The 17969-nt window shown below is 33.6% G+C and carries 16 protein-coding genes; 9 read left to right on the top strand and 7 right to left on the bottom strand.

Going from position 1 to position 17969, the window contains the following annotated elements; all coding sequences use genetic code 11:
• Positions 1–28 precede the first annotated feature (28 nt).
• From AB4J89_RS03595 to AB4J89_RS03605, 3 genes are all read left to right on the top strand, one after another.
• The gene (locus AB4J89_RS03595) at positions 29–247 is read left to right on the top strand and encodes an ogr/Delta-like zinc finger family protein (RefSeq protein WP_109849531.1); all 219 of its coding nucleotides are present in this window, start codon (positions 29–31) and stop codon (positions 245–247) included.
• Positions 248–402: 155 nt separating this feature from the next.
• Positions 403–879 (top strand): hypothetical protein, encoded by a 477-nt coding sequence (locus AB4J89_RS03600; protein ID WP_368468110.1) that lies wholly within the window; start codon positions 403–405, stop codon positions 877–879.
• A gap of 333 nt (positions 880–1212) precedes the next feature.
• Positions 1213–2205, top strand: a complete 993-nt coding sequence (locus AB4J89_RS03605) for a S9 family peptidase (protein WP_088495513.1) — start codon at positions 1213–1215, stop codon at positions 2203–2205.
• Positions 2206–2296: 91 nt separating this feature from the next.
• Here AB4J89_RS03605 and catA read toward each other — a convergent pair whose 3' ends face one another.
• Entirely contained in the window at positions 2297–2938 is a 642-nt protein-coding gene (gene catA / locus AB4J89_RS03610; RefSeq protein ID WP_088495514.1) for a type A chloramphenicol O-acetyltransferase, read from the bottom strand.
• Between the two features lie 276 nt (positions 2939–3214).
• Here catA and AB4J89_RS03615 point away from each other — a divergent pair, with 276 nt between their 5' ends.
• Positions 3215–3706 (top strand): hypothetical protein, encoded by a 492-nt coding sequence (locus AB4J89_RS03615; RefSeq protein ID WP_102949504.1) that lies wholly within the window; start codon positions 3215–3217, stop codon positions 3704–3706.
• Positions 3707–3781: 75 nt separating this feature from the next.
• Here the strand turns inward: AB4J89_RS03615 and AB4J89_RS03620 are convergent, their stop codons facing one another.
• Genes AB4J89_RS03620 through AB4J89_RS03630 form a run of 3 tightly spaced genes read right to left on the bottom strand, consistent with a single transcriptional unit; the run spans position 3782 to position 8263 of the window.
• Positions 3782–6295, bottom strand: coding sequence for a PEP/pyruvate-binding domain-containing protein (locus tag AB4J89_RS03620; protein ID WP_088495516.1), 2514 nt, complete (start codon positions 6293–6295; stop codon positions 3782–3784).
• A complete protein-coding gene (locus AB4J89_RS03625) occupies positions 6279–7160 on the bottom strand; it encodes a phosphatase PAP2 family protein (protein ID WP_102949505.1) in 882 nt (293 codons plus the stop codon). The genes AB4J89_RS03620 and AB4J89_RS03625 overlap by 17 nt, the downstream gene beginning before the upstream one ends.
• Complete coding sequence (locus tag AB4J89_RS03630; RefSeq protein WP_368468114.1) at positions 7154–8263, bottom strand: 1-acyl-sn-glycerol-3-phosphate acyltransferase; 1110 nt, start codon at positions 8261–8263, stop codon at positions 7154–7156. Before AB4J89_RS03630 ends, AB4J89_RS03625 begins: the two co-directional genes overlap by 7 nt.
• A gap of 143 nt (positions 8264–8406) precedes the next feature.
• On the opposite strand from AB4J89_RS03630, the gene AB4J89_RS03635 reads away from it, so the two are divergent.
• The 4 genes from AB4J89_RS03635 (at position 8407) to AB4J89_RS03650 (ending at position 12932) form a co-directional block, all read left to right on the top strand.
• On the top strand, positions 8407–8892 hold the full coding sequence (locus tag AB4J89_RS03635; RefSeq protein ID WP_088496034.1) for a GNAT family N-acetyltransferase: 486 nt from the start codon (positions 8407–8409) through the stop codon (positions 8890–8892).
• Between the two features lie 191 nt (positions 8893–9083).
• Complete coding sequence (locus AB4J89_RS03640; RefSeq protein WP_368468116.1) at positions 9084–9992, top strand: AEC family transporter; 909 nt, start codon at positions 9084–9086, stop codon at positions 9990–9992.
• 114 nt (positions 9993–10106) lie between these two features.
• Complete coding sequence (locus tag AB4J89_RS03645) at positions 10107–11414, top strand: hypothetical protein (protein ID WP_368468118.1); 1308 nt, start codon at positions 10107–10109, stop codon at positions 11412–11414.
• A gap of 66 nt (positions 11415–11480) precedes the next feature.
• Positions 11481–12932 carry an AMP nucleosidase gene (locus tag AB4J89_RS03650; RefSeq protein WP_088495520.1) on the top strand — a complete coding sequence of 484 codons (1452 nt, stop codon included), beginning with the start codon at positions 11481–11483 and terminating at the stop codon, positions 12930–12932.
• 94 nt (positions 12933–13026) lie between these two features.
• Here AB4J89_RS03650 and AB4J89_RS03655 read toward each other — a convergent pair whose 3' ends face one another.
• From AB4J89_RS03655 to AB4J89_RS03665, 3 genes are all read right to left on the bottom strand, one after another.
• A complete protein-coding gene (locus tag AB4J89_RS03655) occupies positions 13027–13605 on the bottom strand; it encodes a DJ-1/PfpI family protein (protein ID WP_311754852.1) in 579 nt (192 codons plus the stop codon).
• Between the two features lie 59 nt (positions 13606–13664).
• On the bottom strand, positions 13665–14657 hold the full coding sequence (locus AB4J89_RS03660; RefSeq protein WP_368468120.1) for a tyrosine-type recombinase/integrase: 993 nt from the start codon (positions 14655–14657) through the stop codon (positions 13665–13667).
• A 341-nt stretch (positions 14658–14998) separates the two neighbouring features.
• Positions 14999–16033 (bottom strand): isoaspartyl peptidase/L-asparaginase family protein, encoded by a 1035-nt coding sequence (locus tag AB4J89_RS03665; protein WP_088495523.1) that lies wholly within the window; start codon positions 16031–16033, stop codon positions 14999–15001.
• Between the two features lie 859 nt (positions 16034–16892).
• On the opposite strand from AB4J89_RS03665, the gene AB4J89_RS03670 reads away from it, so the two are divergent.
• On the top strand, positions 16893–17966 hold the full coding sequence (locus AB4J89_RS03670) for an HlyD family secretion protein (protein WP_088495524.1): 1074 nt from the start codon (positions 16893–16895) through the stop codon (positions 17964–17966).
• Positions 17967–17969: the final 3 nt, after the last annotated feature.

Here is a 17969-nt window from a genome sequence, read left to right on the forward strand (position 1 = left end):
TCCCACATCATAAAGAGGTAACCCGTTTATGATGATTTGTCCTGTTTGTGGTCATGCCGCGCATACTCGTAGTAGTCAGCAAATATCTTCCGATACCAAAGAACGTTATAACCAGTGCCAGAATATCAATTGTGGCGCGACGTTCGTCAGCCATGAAACCGTAACGCGGTTTATTTCAAAGCCTCAATTGATTGAACGGGTAGAGCCTCATATTGATAAGTATTGCCAACAGGCATTAGCGATTTGATGATGATGTATGAAAGATACTAAGTATGACGGTATTTTTTCTTCTCATATTAATTATTGTAATTTTTTCATATTCATCTAATTTTGAGGTATCTATTGAAAAGATTCTTTTAATAAGAACATATTCTATATTTATCTCGGTTTATGGAGTGTTTTATGTACAAAAAACATATTTTAGCGTTATCTGGCTCTAGCAACACAGGAAAGACAACAACGATAAAAGTAATACACAAAAAATTACTTAAATATTTTGAAGGTCATTGCGAAGAAACAGATTTCTTAAGTAAAAGAGCAACAACTGAAATCTTGCGTATCATTCAAATAGATGAATTTAAGATTGGTATAGTAAGTAAGGGTGACCCTATGAATATATTAGATCCTGCATGCCTTAAAAATAGCTTAGCCTTGCTTATGGAAAAAGGATGCCACCTAATTATTTGTGCATGCAGAACTAGCGGAAAAACGGCAGGTTACATTACGGATTGTAAACCAGAATATACACCTATCTTCTATGAAAAAGAAAAAGAACCTACCGAGTTGATGAAAGATAAATGGGAAAAAGTTGCTACTGAATTATTTGATAAAACGATTTCTTTTTATAAAGAATTTGTTGAAGAGAATAATAAGAATTAATTTAATAAATAGTTTTTTACAAAAAGCCTCTCTTTCAAGAGGCTTTCCGAAATGTGGTCAACATGTGGACATTGACGCTGATTAAATCCTTTTATATCAGTCTGTTAAGTTAGTATAAAAAGCCTCATTAAGCGCCTTTGATTACTTGATTCGCACAAGTGCAAAATAAGTAAACCAAAATTAAAAATTTGCTATTAACATTGCATGGAAAGCATCTCAATTGAGATGCTTTTTTCTGCTTCATATTTTTACTTGTCGAAAAATCTCCACTCATAAACCCCAAACAACCTATGCTATTATCACGCCAAATTAATAATCTATAGGGAAGTTGATATGAATATAAATAAAGAGTGCCTTAGACAAGTAGTTCCTGCGCTACTTCTCTCCTTGTTATGCGTTAGCTCATTCTCTGCTCATGCAGATATTGAAGTTCGTGATGAAACTTTATATGAAGCGCATCAACGCTTTAAAACCGAAATTATAACCGATAGTTTTGATAATATTGACCCGCCTTGGGAAGCGCCATCAGAAATATTTAATGTGATTAAATATCCGGCAAAGCCGGGAGATATGTATGCCTATTTAACTCCGCCTCCAGCAAATAAAAAAGCTAAGTTACCTGCTGTGATCTGGTTAAATGGAGGTTACGGCGGAATTGGTGGCGATGATTATTTTTGGCAAAAGAAACCGATTGATAATGACCAAACAGGGGCAACTTTCCGTGACCCTAATATGGTACTGATGATCCCATCTTTTCGTGGTGAAAATACTAATCCAGGTCGCTATGAAATGTTTTATGGTGAATTAGAAGACTTAGAATCAGCGAGAGAATATTTAGCATCATTGCCTTATATTGACTCTAAACGTATCTATGTCGTCGGGCATAGTACGGGGGGAACTCGAGCATTATTAGCAAGTGAATATAGTGATAAATTTAGAGCTGTTTTCTCCTTGGGTGGAATACCTGATCTTAAATTAAGAGCTGAAGGAGATATGATAGTTGAATTGCCTTTTGATAGAAATAAAGAAGAAGAATTCAACGTTCGCTCTGTATATCGTTATATTAAATCGATAAAAACACCGACTTTTTATTTTGAGGGACGTGGTTATTTTTGGGACGAATTTAATGAATTGCGAAGTGTTGCAATGGTGCATGATATCCCATTAAAAATATACAACATCAAAAATGGTGATCATTTCAATATCATTGTACCTGTCAGTAAATTAATAAAAGATAAAATCTTGTTAGATACTGATACAACTAAAGAAAGTAATATTAGATTCACTAATGAAGAAATAAAATGGATCAATAAACAAGTTAGATGATTATTGGTTTTCAAGTGAGTTGCTTTAATAATAATCCGCTCTTTTATTAATAGATAAAAGAGCGGTATTTTTTATTTAAAAATCAATATAGTTAGCCCGAAAAACCATCACATAACTCTTGAAGTTTATTGATCATTCTAGCTATATGAAAACCATCACATGTAGCATGATGCACTTGAATGGATATCGGTAATAAAAAATTGTCACTTTGTTGAGTATATTTTCCCATAGTAAAAATAGGAGGAAAATAATCCTTTACATTAGCTACATTTAAATTAAACCCGTCAAAACTTATCCATGGGATCATCGAAATACAAAAATGATTTTCGGGAAAATTACTTTTTGCGGATAGACTTAGATTATCTTTATATTTTTGATAATCTTGATTATATCCTTCTAGAAAAGAATGCCAATCCTCAACGTATTCGCTCCATAACTCTGAAAAAGTCTCAGTCTCTGGATGAAAAATCGTGTATACAGGGTTGATATAATCCCAAATAACTAATTCATCATCTTTGATTGCCATTCTAGACTCAGAGTAGCTATTAACTGTTTTCGCAATTAAATAGATCATTGCAGGATAAAGCTTAAGATTATTTTTAGCTAATACTGTCTTCAAGACAGTAATATCTATTTTAGTTGTTAAGCTAAAACCACACTGTAGGTTATGTCGATAATGTAAGAAATGTTCTTTTCTATTCCATTGTTCTAAGTTGATTTTTTCATAATTCATTTTTAAAGCCCTTCTTGTTAAGTAATAAAATTGTTTTTAACGAAGAAGGGCAAAACGGGTTGTCTGAATAGGTAGCATAGTAGCTCCTTATATATTTAATATTTTAGTTAGATCAAAAAACGCAAAATAATAATAGCAAATTTTTACACTAAATATCAAAATTTGAAGGTATTTTCGTGCTTTTATCAGATTATCACATCATTATTTTGGAGATAAATATTAAGTGTATTATGATAAAAAAGATAGAGATATACTTTAAAAATGAAGGGATTTATTATGCAAGCTAAACTTGCTTATCAATGGAAACAACAAAGACGTGGAAGACTCTCTTTTTTAGGTCTAGAAATTGCTTGGACAATTTTCTTTTCTATTGCAGAGAACTTAGCAGATAGATGGTTTATATCACTTTATCCCGAAAAAATAGAGTTGGTTACTGAAAATTATTTTTACTACCAATTCTCTTTTACATCATATGGTCTAATAGAATTAGCGTTTTTAATAGTACAAGTTTACATATTTACACTTATATTATCTCAACGAATAAGAGATATAGGTATAGGTTATCCTGTTGTTATTTCAGTTATTTTAACGGTTAGCCCTATCTTATTAACACCATATTTACTATTTAATGCACCATCTATGTTAGCAGTATTATATGCTATTTTATTAATAACTGGGCTTGTCGCTTTACTTGCACCACCTGCTCGTAAAATTGATATTAACAAAACCTCAAAAGAGAAAGAAAACAGCAGTAAAATGGATAGTTAAAAAATCATTAAAATAAAAAAAGAAAAGCATCGTTTAGATGCTTTTCCTGATCTGGCTGTAATACTTTTCAAGTCATTAGGACAAAATCTCAATTATGCCTTTTTGTCCGTCAACTTTTACTTTTTGCCCATTTTTTAAAATATTTAAGATATTGCGAACCCCCATTACTGCAGGTAGTCCCAATTCTCTAGCAGTAACTGCACCATGAGATAATGGTCCACCACTTTCTGTAATAATGCCAGATGCGCGATAAAAGAGAGCGGTCCATGCAGGGTTAGTTGTTCTTGCAACTAAAATGGCATTCTGTGGAAATTCGGCAAAATTTTCTGGACCATAAACAAGATAAACTTCGCCTTCAATAATACCCGCACTACCAGCTAGCCCCTTTAATTGATGCTCATTGGTATTTAATTCATTACAACTATCTTCACCATAGATCCATTGTGGTGTGACTGATTTTGCTTTTAGATATCCCGCTTTATTTTGGTATATATGATGACGTAACTGATTCCACTCAGTAGGATTATCTGCAAGAATTGCATTGGCTAAAGGTTGTTCATTGGCAAAATAAATGTCCATTGGGCAATCTAAAACACTACGAATAACCAACCGTTCTCCTAATGCTTTTAATCCGCGACGCATAGGTAAGGCTAAACGAGTTGTTTGATAATGCTCTAAGTCATCAAGTGCAGTATAAACACGAGCTAATCGAATAATTTCTTGTAAGAAAAATCGTAACTCTTCAGGGGCATCAGAGATAATTGAAAATTCTGTTTCTGACTGCAGGATCTTTTTGCCTAATGGATCATCTGTTTGTTTATCATCTGTTAAATCTGCCATTGCTTTAATTTGAGTTAATACAATATGAGGAGCATCTAACCAAGTAGGATGATATGCATCAAAATCTAGTTCTCTATGACCATGATTAGTTAAGAATAAGGTAAATTGCTGGTGGAAATGAGGATCACATTCCTCAATTTCTCGCATAATACTTTCAGGAACAATGGATGTTATAAGTTTGAGAAGTTGAGGGTGCTGGCGAACATAACGAGAAAGCGCCCAAAGTTCCGCATTCACTTGTCCTGTTTTAGTTTCAGACATAGCAATTAAATTATCGAATGCGGTGTGTGCATATTTTTCTTCTTTAAAGAAGAGTTTTAGCAATGCCATCAATGCAGAATAGAGTGAGCGTTGAGTCAAGGATATGGCAATGTTAGGTAAAAAGTAATCAGCACCTAACTTATTAATTCTTTGCACATAATCCCATAATTGAGGCAAACTTTTATCCTGCAATGGTTCATTCATCAATGCACCAATAGAGATTAAATATTTATCTAAATCACGCATCCAAGTGATAGGTAATTCCTGTACCCAACTGAATTTTTGTGCAATTTCAGGCAAAGATTTTAATAGGGTAGGTAAATCATTCATCATCGATGTAGGGAGACGATTACTATATAAGGAAACCGCATTTTGGTTGCCGTAAATATAATAATCCTGCATCCCGAACCATTTACCATTAAATGAAGGAAGCCCCATAAGATTAAGGCTAAAGTTTAATGATGAGTGAAAACCTGCTTCGCACATATCCCATGTTAATGGCGTGATAGGATTAGGGAATCTTTCTGCTGATTCTTCTCTTGTCCAAATTGGGGCAATTTGTGTCACATTACGTGATTGTAAAAGCCATAATTTTCCATCATGAAATGCCCACTCTATATCTTGTGGGAAATCAAAATATTTTTCTGCTGAGATAGCAAGTTCAGCTACTTGTTTACACTGGTCTGCTGTCAGCGAGGACATGGATTGTTGAGCAGATTTAAGAGGTAAGATTTTAGTACCATTATCAACCATAACAATGGCATTTATTTTTTGAGCAATCGTTTCTTGTTTTAATGTGAAACTCTCTCTATCAATAAGAAATTCATCGACAGGATCTTCACCAGCAACAACAGTTTCACCTAATCCAAATGCGGCATTAATTAATACAGTAGAAAGAGAGCCTTGAACTGGATCAACAGAAAAAGCCACACCCGCAGCTTCATTCTCTTGGACGTTAATCATTCTTTGTAGCACAACCGCCATTGATGCTTGAGTATGGGGTAAATTTAAATGTTGGCGATAGAGCATAACGTGTGTGTGCCATAAAGATGCATAACATTGACGAATTGCGTCCAGTAAATTAGGCAAAGTTTTAACACCTAATACTGTATCGTGTTGTCCTGCAAAGGCGGCTCCAGGCATATCTTCTAATGTACCGGAAGATCTTACGGCTAAAGCGGTATTATTTAATTGGAGTTCATTTAATCTTGAACTTAAAGAATGAATTAAACTCTCTGGCATGGAGGCTTGTAAAATTAAATGGCGAATATTTTTACTAACGGCTTCAATTTCTTGCTTTTTTTCCGATAATAAGCGATTAATTTCAGGTAGCAAGGGCGTGATAAATAACTGATAAGCTTGACAAGAGAGGATCAAACCATCAGGAACAGGCAGTGACTGAATTGTTTTTGCTAAACTCGCGCCTTTACCCCCACTAATAGATACTTCAGAAGCAATAGACTCGTTAATTTTATAAATGAGTTCCATATTCGACCTTATTATTTTTACAAGTGATGTAAAGCACCAATGATGCAAGCAAAGCACCGACAATGACATCAACGCCGTAGTGATAATGTAAATAGACAGTTGCTAAAACAAGTCCTATTAAGATAGGAGTTAAGCAATACGCTGTTTTTCGATAACCCGAAAAATAGAGAAAGCCAACAATATAAAGAGTGATCCCTGTATGCAATGAAGGAAAAACATCCATGCCTGTAATTCCTTTATCAACAAGATCAGTCAGAAATAATGTCATGGCACCAGAGTAAACTGGATAGTTAAAATCAGAAGGAAAAGCAGAATAGGGGCCGGCTGCGGGGAGAGAGAAGTAACCAATAAAGCCGAAAAAATACATTAGCATTAAGCCGAAAAAATAGTTTTTAGTCAGTAAATTATTTCGGCTAAAAAAGAAGAAAAGGGCACTGCCAATAATCAAGAAGTAGAAACTAAAATAGCAAAAAGAAAGAAATTCACTTAGCCAACCAGACTGTAATGAGATAGTCCATTCTGGCAAGCTTTTTCCAACCCATAGGAATTTATCTAAGTTATATAAAATATCATCAAAACTCCATTGGTATAAACCATAGCGAATCGATTTAAACAAAGGAAAAATAGTCCAACAAGCAATCAGTTGTAATAAACCAAACCAATAGAATCGAGAGTAAGAGGTTGCTTGTTGTGTCTTGTATCCAACAAAAACGAGTAATACCCATGAAAAGAAGCCTAAAAATATGGGGAACAACATTTCTGTCGCATTCGTTAACCAACTTCCATAAGTTCCTAATGCCCAAATAATAAACAATTGTAGAGAAAATAAGTGGTTAAAAAGCATCCTGGCTTTCATGGTTAACATATTTGAGCGCCTTTCTTCCTTATTAAGATAAAACCGAATAGTGCACTGGCTAAACTTATACCAATAAATACAGGGAAAAAGAATAGGAGCATGACTAAGATGGGGAGCCAAATTGCAGTCGCTATTGCACCTCCTAATATTTTAAAAAAGCTAATGGTATTACGGGCGTCAGCAAAATGAGACGCAATAAATGACGATAAAAATATTGGAAATAAGATATACATAAATAAATATGAAATATAACGCCAGATTAATATAGAAAATTGAGAATTTTTTTCTATATTTTGATTGTCATTATTTGATTCATATAGATTGTTTTGATAGTCAATAAAGGATTCAGCATAAGAATTACCGTCCTTATTTTTATTAAAAGCATAGGCTGATGCTTTCTCAAAAATATCAATATTTGGACAATTAACGGAGATTTTATTTAGTGATTCAGAAACTTCCGTATGAATATTTTGTTCCCATTCTCTGATTGATAAATTATCTTTTTGTGAATTTATAAGAATATTTTCACCAATATAAACTTCAACTTTTGAACTGAATTTATCAGGGGCTATATAAAACAAGCCCATAGGAATAATATCAAAAACTACTCCCTCACTGATCAATGTTCTAATAATTCTTGCCGCCCCTCGTTGATAAGGCAATGGCTGGAAACCCCACTCGCTACTGCCTTCCGGGAATAAGAGTAAATTACCGCCTGCTTTTATATGTGCAATTGCAGCATCTGAAGGACTTGAAAATAGATTTGCATTTACACCCAAACGTTGTCTATCCTTTTTCCTAACTACGGGAATGCCCGTAAAAAAAGCTCTCATTAAAGGACTATTTAATAATTGAATTGAAGCTAAAGCTTGAGTGTTAGAAAATGCTTTTAATGCAATGTAACCATCAAAAGCACTGTTCCGATGACTACATAGAATTAACTTTGGATGTGTATTTTCAGTTTGATATCTATTATGGTAAATAAGTGAAATTTTGGAAAAGTAGATTTCTCTAATTGCACTTGAGATGCATTGATAATAAAAAGGTAGCGGAGAACCCGCAACAAAAGAGGAGGTTTTTTTTATTGGCGAAGGCAATATTGGATTAGGCATAAGATTTCCTTACATTATTCCTTCTGCAAAAACATACCACGCTCTTAAAAAAAGTAACACTAAAAAATTAAAATTTAAAAGGCAATATTAGAATAAATTATTTCACTGATTTGAGGCTCTTAATTCTAATGAATAAGATGGAAATGAGTATGATTCAACTTAGACTCGCTGAACCACAGGAAGCAAAAAGGCTGTGGTATTTACGAAATCAAGCATTGCGATTTGGTTGTGAAAATGTTTATCCATCAGAGATTTTAGCCGCTTGGACTCCTGATGAGATGCCTGAAGGATATCGGCAGGCTATTATTGATAATCCATTTTATGTGATTGATTATCAAGAATACAATATTCCTGTTGCTTCAGGCTTTTTAGATGTTAAAACTGGTTTTGCTGAAGCCATTTTTACATTGCCTGAATACATGGGAAAAGGATTTGCAGGACTCATTTTAAAGCAACTGAAACATGAAGCAATTAAGAGAGGGCAATCCAAGTTGTTTTTAGATGCAACGCCTAATGCAGTATTATTTTATTTAAAACAGGGTTTTAGAGCATTAGAAGAGCGTGATTATTATTCTGATTTAGCGAAAGCAAATTTACATTGTTACCGCATGTACATTGATTTAGATTAGTTGATTGTATTTTAATCATCTTTAAAAGATGGTTTTTATAATGGACTAATAATAAAAAAGCTATTCTTAAAATGCGGTATATATTTATTTTTATCATTTTTTGAATTAGCTTTTATATTAATAACATAAAATAGCAATCCTCATGATGTTGCGATATTGTAAAGTATCACAGTATATCTAGGATAAATATTATGCAAAATGTGTTATTAACGTTATGGCCGTTATTTGCGTTAATTGCGCTAGGTGCGATTTTAAGAAGAAATAAAACGTTTGAACCAGCATTTTGGGTAGGGGCTGAAAAACTTAACTATTTTTTACTTTTTCCTACCTTATTGATAAATAGCTTGGCAAATGCACCTTTATCTGATCCTCAATTACCCCACCTTGCTGGGGCTATTTTTTCTGTTGTCATAATTGTCACTATGTTGTGCGTTATTTTGAAAAAAATAACAGGCTGGTCTGCTGGTCGCTTTGGTGCGATTGTTCAAGGCAATATTCGATTTAACACTTATTTAGGCTTAGCAATTGTTGCTGATTTATTTGGAGTTGAAGGCTTGGGAATAGCCGCCTTGATATTAGCAACATTGGTTCCTCTATCAAATGTGACTTCCGTGCTTTGCTTAACAGCAGGGCAAGATGTGACTTTTCGTCAACTAATATTACCTATCATAAAAAACCCTTTAATTATCTCTTGTGTTATTGGCATCATTATAAATTTGTCAGGGATTGGGCTTCCTTTCGGTAGCGATCAATTCCTGAAGTTGTTAGCAGCAACCAGTTTACCTTTGGGGCTTATTTGTATTGGTGCAGCATTGCATCTATCAACTCTAAAAGCAGAAAGCAAAATGATTGGTATTAACACAGTTACTCGTTTGCTTATTGTGCCGATAATTGCATATAGCGTTGCTTATTTTCTAGGTCTATCTTCATTAGTTATGATGCTTTTAGTTATTTTCTTTTCTATTCCAACAGCGCCAACTTCTTACATTTTAACTCGTCAATTAGGCGGTGACTCTGAACTCATGGCAGGAATTATTACTTCTCAGACAATGTTTGCTGTAATTACACTTCCGATTATTTTAAGTTTATTAGCAATTTAAAAAAATCGGGTTAAAAACGTCATAACTATTGAAAGTTAATGGCGTTTTTTTATATAAATATCATCCTTTATATTTTACCTTTATTTATCATTTATTATATTTAGAGTGTAAATTATGGATTCAATTAAATTCTTAAATACAAATATCGATCGAGAAAAGATAGTAAAACTAGGTGATACTCAAAAACCTTCTAGTGTAGTGAGCTTATGGGAGAGACTAAAAAGCTTATTTGGTTTAAGTAATGAAGAAAAGGTGCTCACTTTAATTAATACTATCTATTTTGATCAAAATGCGTCTGTTTCAGAAAAAAACAGTGCTTTTTTTAAGTTAAAAAAGATTGCCGGTGCGGAATATAAAAATAATTTAGACTACGTCTTAAATAATGATAAAATCAGTTATATTATTAGATTTAAAGAAAGTCGTTTTATATCTGTAAATGATATAAATCCATTCTTTGAAACTATAAAAAATGAATTATCTATTGACTTAAATTGTTTTTCTTCAAGTGATGTAAAAGCATTTATTAATAATTACTCTAAATTATCTGCAATAGAAAATGATGAAAATGATAAAAATTATGAAGAAAAAATTACTGCTTTTAGAGCTATTTTAACTGAATGGCTAGATAACAAAAAATTTAATTGTCAATCTGATCCGTTTGAAATAAGTGATTTTGATAAAATTAAATCTTTCAAGGATAAAAGGAAATATATTGAAGATCATACTAATAGCTATACATCTTATATTTCACCTGATAAATTGATAGATGAAATATATCAAGCTATGGAGGATGATAGCTATGAAAAATTAAGGTTACAAGTAGAAAAAGATATACCAAGATGGGGATTGAAATACAATAATACAGAAATATTGAACATTTCGTCTTTAGATGAGAAATTAAAAGAATTAAATGAGCAAGATATCATAATTATTTTTGAATTGCTAAATCAAGGACTTTTTCCACTAATAAAAAACTCTTTTGCAAAACAAGATGCTATTACATCAAAATATTCATTTTTTACAGGAAGAACTACTATTAATATAGATGAAAATAAAGGTAGCTACTTTATAAATATTAATAATAAGAAAGAGGTTGCTGAATCAGATGTTAATAATTTAAATGTGATATCAAATAATATTCTAACAAACTTTGATCATGATTCTATGAATCTCTATATTAAATATTTTCTAGATAATAATATATCAATTGATGATTTACCTAATAAATTAGCTCAATACCAGCATTATGTAGATAAAAGAGACTTCGATTCTATTGGTGATAAATTTAACTATGAGCAAAAAAGACTTCTCTTATTAGAGGAAAATATAAATGTCAAATTTGAATTTAACCCTCATTCATTAAAAAAATTAACAATTGTTCCAGAAGAAAGTAAAATAGAGTATCGTTTATTTAACTCTTGATCTTGGGCTAATCAAAGCTTCTTGCTATTATAAATATAAATTAATAATAAGTAAGAGGCTCTTTTTATGTTGCAACCCCATCACCTTGAAATTCAAACAGTTATTACTAAACTAAAGCAACAGTATCAAAATGCTGTTGATGCGTTACGTAATGCAATTATTGATTACGCACAAGATGGAAAATTACCCGATGTAAAAGAAAGAGCTGAAGGGTTATTTGCTTACCCTCAATTAACAGTATATTGGACTGGTGAAACAAAAACAGAAGATAAAACGAGAGCTTACGGGCGTTTATCTCGCTCAGGAACTTATTCTACCACTATTACTAATCCCGCTTTATTTGAAAACTATCTATCAGAACAATTGCAGCTTATTGCTGATGCCTACTATACAACTTTTGAAGTCAGTGCCTCAAAGCAAGAGATCCCTTATCCTTTTGTTATTGATGGAACAGGCGTTGGTTTTGATAGAAAAATGAGTGCTTCTTTAGCTAAATATTTTCCGACAACCGATTTGTCGAAAATTGGTGATGAAATTACTGATGGGTTAATTTGTGATAGGGAAGTTTTACCACTTTCTCATTTTGATGCTTTGCGTACAGACTTTTCATTGGCACGTTTAAAACATTACACAGGTACATTACCTGAAGATGTTCAACCTTATATTTTATTCACTAACTATAACCGCTATGTTGATGAATTCGTGCGTTGGGCTTGTGAACAAGTCGCAGATAAAAATAGTCCATATTGCGCACTTTCTTGTGCTGGCTTTCAACAAATTACGGCTGAAACTGTTGATCCTGAAAAGTTAATATCCGATTTAACTTGGAAAAAATATCAAATGCCAGCCTATCATTTAATTGCAAAAGAAGGCCCCGGAATAACATTAGTTAATATTGGTGTAGGGCCTTCAAATGCGAAAACAATTTGTGATCATTTAGCGGTTTTACGTCCTCATGTTTGGTTAATGATTGGTCATTGTGGTGGTTTACGTGAAAGCCAACAACTTGGTGATTATGTATTAGCGCATGCATATTTACGAGATGATCATATTTTAGATGATGTCTTACCACCAGATATTCCAATTCCTAATATTGCAGAAGTACAGCGTGCGCTTTATGACGCAACAAAAATAATCAGTGGCAAACCGGGTCATGAAATAAAACAAAGATTAAGAACAGGAACTGTTGTGACCACAGACGATCGTAACTGGGAATTACGTTTTTCTGTTTCAGCTAGACGATTTAACTTAAGTCGCGCTGTTGCTGTTGATATGGAAAGTGCAACAATCGCTGCGCAAGGTTATCGTTTTCGAGTTCCTTACGGCACATTATTATGTGTATCTGATAAACCGTTGCATGGCGAAATTAAATTACCCGGTCAGGCTAACCATTTTTATGAAGGTGCAGTATCAGAGCATTTACAGATTGGTATTGAATCTATTGAGTTGCTTAAACAAGCAGAGAGCAGCTTACATTCTCGTAAATTGAGAACTTTTAATGAACCACCGTTCAGATAAACTTTAGTAATAAGCCCCCAATTTTAAACAACTCATAATTTGAAGTTAGTTTATAGTTGGGGGGATCTATTGGATGTTAAGAAAAAATAGAGAATTATTGTATCCAGAACGGATCGTTATTTTTATCTTGATGCCACTGATATTCAATTTGCCATGCTAGTTTTTTAGCAACTTCATGACTATACCTATCGGCAATAAATCCTAGAGCCATATCTGTGCCAGCAGAAACGCCCGATGAAGTGTAATATTTACCATCGATGCACCAACGAGCTTCTTTTTTCCATAATACTTTGTCAGATTGAGAAATAACCCAATCCCATGCTCTTTTATTAGATGTTGCTATTTTATTATCTAATAATCTTGTTTTAGCTAAGAGGGCAGATCCAGTACATACTGTTAAACACCATTGTGAATTTTCAGCTAATGATTTTATTGTGTTTATCATAAGATCATTATTAACTAGGTTGCGAGTTCCCTGACCACCCGGAATAAGAATAACATCAGAATATGCGATAGGTTGAGTTGAAATTTCAATACCTTGACTACTTTTAATTAAACCACCGTTTAATGAAATACATTGCATTTCAATATCATCGATACGCCCAAATATTTCGATAGGACCAAAAGCATCTAACGTTTCAAAATTATCAAAAAGTAAGATATTTATTTTCATTATTTTTCCTTGTTGTGTTTGTAGGATATTAATCTTAACAAGTTATCTGAAAACAAAACTTAAAAACGTAAATGTCTAGCTGCTTTTCTTAAACGATCATCTCCACGTCTATCATAACGCTGAGTCGTCATAATACTGGCATGTCCCATTGCATCTTTTACAGTGACAATATCTTCACCGTTATCAAGCATTGCAGAGGCAAATGTTCTTCGTAGATCATGAGGAGCAAACTTATCAATACCACTTTCTTGTTGTCGAGTTTCTAAAATATAGTAAATGGCTTGATCGGTGATCCGCTCATCGGTGACATCATCAAATCGGCGAATACGAGTGAAAAGAGGGCCATCTTGTGTGCCTCTTATTTCATCAATCCATAATTGAACGCGATCCCAAGTATCATCAGGCATATAAGACATGCGTTCTTTATTACCTTTACCTCTAACAAGAAAAGCTTGATCACGAAATTGAATGTGCTCGTAATTAATAGAGACTATTTCTGAGCGACGTAATCCGCAACCTAATAACACACTTAATATTGCGGCATCTCTTAAACCTTTCGATGAACTGTCTTTTTCACAACTTCTGAATAAAGCACGAATTTCACTGCTAGTTAAAGCTCGGCCTTTGGGTAATCGACTTCCTCTTACCGATTTAACTTGGCGGATATGCTGATAACTTTCAGTATCCATTTGTTTCATTGCCCAAGCTTCTAACGCGACGCCTTTTAATGCAGCAAGATAAGTATTGATAGTAGCGGGAGCTTTATTGGCATCAGATAACATATCAATAATGGCTTGAATATGATGTCGACGAAGTGCTCCCCATTGGCAATTTTTAAGAGAAGAAAAACCAATCATCTTAGCAACAATAGTTAAAAACGATCCCATTGTTTGACGACTACGTTTTGACCCCAAACTCATTAAATATGCCATTGCAGGATTGGTATGAGCGGGCGAGGTGAATGTTGCATTCAGATCCAATAATGCTTGTTTTTCAGACAAGACTAGTGATGTTTCAGGTGTTAACTCCTGATCGTCGTGGTGAAATTCCACTGTGATTTCCTTATTAAATCAACATAACCATGATGAATATTCTAACAGATCCAAAAAAGAAAAAAGCTACTTTTTCAAAGGATCATTTTAATAAGTAGAAACGATCTTGTTTGTTTTGCCACCAATTTGATTGTTTGATGAGCTTTTTTAGGGCGAATAGTCTTCAAGTTGAGTTAAGGGAAAAAACGGTAATAAATAACGTTAGGAAAAAGAGTAGAGAATAATAAGAGAAAAAGGGTGATTACGCTGTTTTCGCACCCAAAACTTTCACTTTTTATCGACGTGAAAATAATGAAGATTGCAGTAAAAATTGGGTGCGAAAGAATCAATGGCTATTTAAATTACTCTTTGTAAATTGCGACAACGGGTTTTCCATCATTACCAATTGTGCCACGATACATACCTTCAGAGTTAAAACTCATTGTGTAGTTACCTGTTTTATCTAATACGATAACACCACCACTACCATTAATAGCTTTAACTTCATCAAGTGCATTTTGAGCAGCTTCTTCTAAAGGTAAATTTTTATATTTAACTTGGGCTGCGATATTGAAGGCAGTTAATGTTCTGATAAACATTTCACCAGATCCTGTTGCGGATACAGCAACGGTTTCATTATCAGCATAGTTTCCTGCACCAATAATTGGGGAATCACCAACTCGACCATAACGCTTGTTTGTCATTCCTCCCGTAGAAGTTCCCGCCGCTAAGTTGCCATGTTGATCAAGAGCGACTGCACCTACGGTGCCATATTTATAATCGTACATCATAGGATCAACAAAAAGGGCGGCTGTTTTACCATCATGGTCTAAAACAACTTGTTCTTTTTCTATCGCTTTTTGAAGTTGTTGCCAACGATGTTCAGTTCTAAAATAGGAAGGATCTACAATAGTAAGTCCTTGTTCTTTGGCAAAAAGATCAGCACCATTTGATACCATCATAACGTGCGGGCTTTTTTCCATCACGGCAATAGCGGCGTTGATTGGATTTTTAACTGTAGTAACACCAGCAACAGCGCCAGCTTTACGGGTTTGACCATCCATAATAGAGGCGTCAAGTTCATTACGACCATCGTGGGTAAAAACGGCACCTTTTCCGGCATTAAATAATGGTGAATCTTCCATAACATTAATGGATTTTTGAACGGCTTCTATACTAGTGCCTCCACTATTTAAAACAGCATATCCAGCATTTAATGCTTCGGTTAGTTTTTCTTTGTATTCTTTTTCTTGTTCTGGCGTGATGGTGTCTTTAGTGATTGTTCCTGCTCCACCATGAATAACAAGGCGGATCGGCGTGTCGGTATTTGCAAAAACAGAGGTTGCAAACAGAGTGCAAAGTGTCATTGTAGCGAGTTTATACTTAATATTATTCATATAACCCTTCTTTTTTTTAATTAAAATTGATTTGATATCATCATATGGATTTTACGATCTTGATCTTAAATTCTAATTAATTGCATCAACGTACTTTGATAACTAACTGCAATAATCACTATATAAAAAGTTTAAGACATAAGTGGTCTGAACACCCAACTTTCTTTTTAATTTATCGATCTTCATCATGTAATAGTTTGTTTTTATTGTTTTATTATTTTTAAATAAAAAAAATCAATATGTTGTGTGTTTTTAATGTTTTTTGCTTAATGAAGGAAATAAATATAAATCGTAGCTAATAATATTTTTTTAAAAACAAAAATAATAATGTCATTTTTACTTTTTGTTTTTATTTTATATGATGAAATTTAAAATATAAAATTTACTAAATTATATAATAAATACAATTTTTGATAGTTTTAAATTAAATAGCAACTCAATTTAAAATTGAATTTTTATGAAAAAATTAAGTGACATTTTAATATTAATGAGCACTTGATAACGTTTTGTTACTATTTCATTTGTATTTGAATGTAACGAAAATGGATTTTCTATATACAATTTGTGTGTTTCCTCGAATAATCAAAAATAGATGGTGGATTATGTGATAAAAGTACTACATTAATTTGAGTTAAGGCTCTATTATAATGACATAACATTTATAATTCATAAGGTTAGCATTTAAAATTTTATTTTTTTATAGTGAGTGCGTTCGCTTTATCAATACAAATGAACTATTTTTAAATAGATATAAAATAAAAAATTTAATACGTCTCATTATTTAACTATTTTCTTACATACAGCAGATAAACATATTTTTGGTATTCTTTTATGGCTAAAGGAAGGTTAAATAATTTATATGAAAAATCAAAAAAAGAGTCGTTTTTTTGTTTATAGCATCATTCTCGTCGCAGTTGTTGCTGCGGGAGTTTTTTGGTGGAAATCTCAAGCACCAACACTTCCTTCAGGATTTGCTCAAAGTAATGGGAGAATAGAAGCAACAGAAATTGATATTTCAACGAAAAGTCCGGGAAGAATAGACTCTATTTTAGTTCAAGAAGGTGATTTTGTTAAAGCGGGTGAAGTGTTAGCAAACATGGATACTCGAACACTTAAAGAACAACTTCATGAAGTTCAAGCTCAATTAAACCAAGCCAAAAGCAGTGTTGTCACTGCGCAATCTGCATTATCACAACGTAAAAGTGAACAACTTGCAGCCCAAGCCGTCGTTCGCCAACGTATTGCAGAGCTTGATGCTGCACAAAAAAGACTTAACCGCTCTCGTGCATTAGTAAAAACGAATGCCATTTCTATTCAACAATTGGATGATGATATTGCAAGAACAGAAGGTGCAAGAGCGGCGGTTGAAGCCGCTAAAGCTCAAGAAACCGCAACTATTGCTGCAATAGAATCGGCTAAAGCGGGGATCATTCAAGCCAATACAAAAGTGGATGCAGCTACGGCAACCGAAAGACGTATTTTGGCGGAATTGGATGACAGCATTTTAAAAGCACCGCGTAATGGTCGTGTTCAGTATCGCGTCGCAGAGCCTGGTGAAGTTTTAGGTGCTGGCGGTCGTGTATTAAATATGGTCGATCTAAGTGATGTTTATATGACTTTCTTTTTACCAACAGAAGCCGCGGGTAAAGCTGCATTAGGAAGTGAAGTTCACATTATTTTAGATGCCGCACCACATATCGTTATTCCTGCTAAAACAACCTATGTTGCTAGTGTCGCTCAATTTACACCCAAAACCGTTGAAACGGATAATGAGCGATTAAAATTAATGTTCCGTGTAAGAGCTCGCATTGCACCTGAATTACTTGAAAAACATCTTGAATATGTGAAAACAGGTTTACCGGGTCGTGCTTATATTCGCTTAGATAACAACCAATCTTGGCCAACTGATTTAGAGGTGAAATTACCACAATGAGTC

The sequence above is a fragment of the Proteus sp. STS61-E genome, from assembly GCF_040932335.1.
GTDB classification, from domain to species: domain Bacteria; phylum Pseudomonadota; class Gammaproteobacteria; order Enterobacterales; family Enterobacteriaceae; genus Proteus; species Proteus mirabilis_B.

Coding starts and splice junctions, on each gene's coding strand:
- AB4J89_RS03595 (WP_109849531.1), top strand. CDS start 29: ATGATGATTTGTCCTGTTTGTGGTCATGCCGCGCATACTCGTAGTAGT.
- AB4J89_RS03600 (WP_368468110.1), top strand. CDS start 403: ATGTACAAAAAACATATTTTAGCGTTATCTGGCTCTAGCAACACAGGA.
- AB4J89_RS03605 (WP_088495513.1), top strand. CDS start 1,213: ATGAATATAAATAAAGAGTGCCTTAGACAAGTAGTTCCTGCGCTACTT.
- catA (WP_088495514.1), bottom strand. CDS start 2,938: ATGAATTATGAAAAAATCAACTTAGAACAATGGAATAGAAAAGAACAT.
- AB4J89_RS03615 (WP_102949504.1), top strand. CDS start 3,215: ATGCAAGCTAAACTTGCTTATCAATGGAAACAACAAAGACGTGGAAGA.
- AB4J89_RS03620 (WP_088495516.1), bottom strand. CDS start 6,295: ATGGAACTCATTTATAAAATTAACGAGTCTATTGCTTCTGAAGTATCT.
- AB4J89_RS03625 (WP_102949505.1), bottom strand. CDS start 7,160: ATGTTAACCATGAAAGCCAGGATGCTTTTTAACCACTTATTTTCTCTA.
- AB4J89_RS03630 (WP_368468114.1), bottom strand. CDS start 8,263: ATGCCTAATCCAATATTGCCTTCGCCAATAAAAAAAACCTCCTCTTTT.
- AB4J89_RS03635 (WP_088496034.1), top strand. CDS start 8,407: ATGAGTATGATTCAACTTAGACTCGCTGAACCACAGGAAGCAAAAAGG.
- AB4J89_RS03640 (WP_368468116.1), top strand. CDS start 9,084: ATGCAAAATGTGTTATTAACGTTATGGCCGTTATTTGCGTTAATTGCG.
- AB4J89_RS03645 (WP_368468118.1), top strand. CDS start 10,107: ATGGATTCAATTAAATTCTTAAATACAAATATCGATCGAGAAAAGATA.
- AB4J89_RS03650 (WP_088495520.1), top strand. CDS start 11,481: ATGTTGCAACCCCATCACCTTGAAATTCAAACAGTTATTACTAAACTA.
- AB4J89_RS03655 (WP_311754852.1), bottom strand. CDS start 13,605: ATGAAAATAAATATCTTACTTTTTGATAATTTTGAAACGTTAGATGCT.
- AB4J89_RS03665 (WP_088495523.1), bottom strand. CDS start 16,033: ATGAATAATATTAAGTATAAACTCGCTACAATGACACTTTGCACTCTG.
- AB4J89_RS03670 (WP_088495524.1), top strand. CDS start 16,893: ATGAAAAATCAAAAAAAGAGTCGTTTTTTTGTTTATAGCATCATTCTC.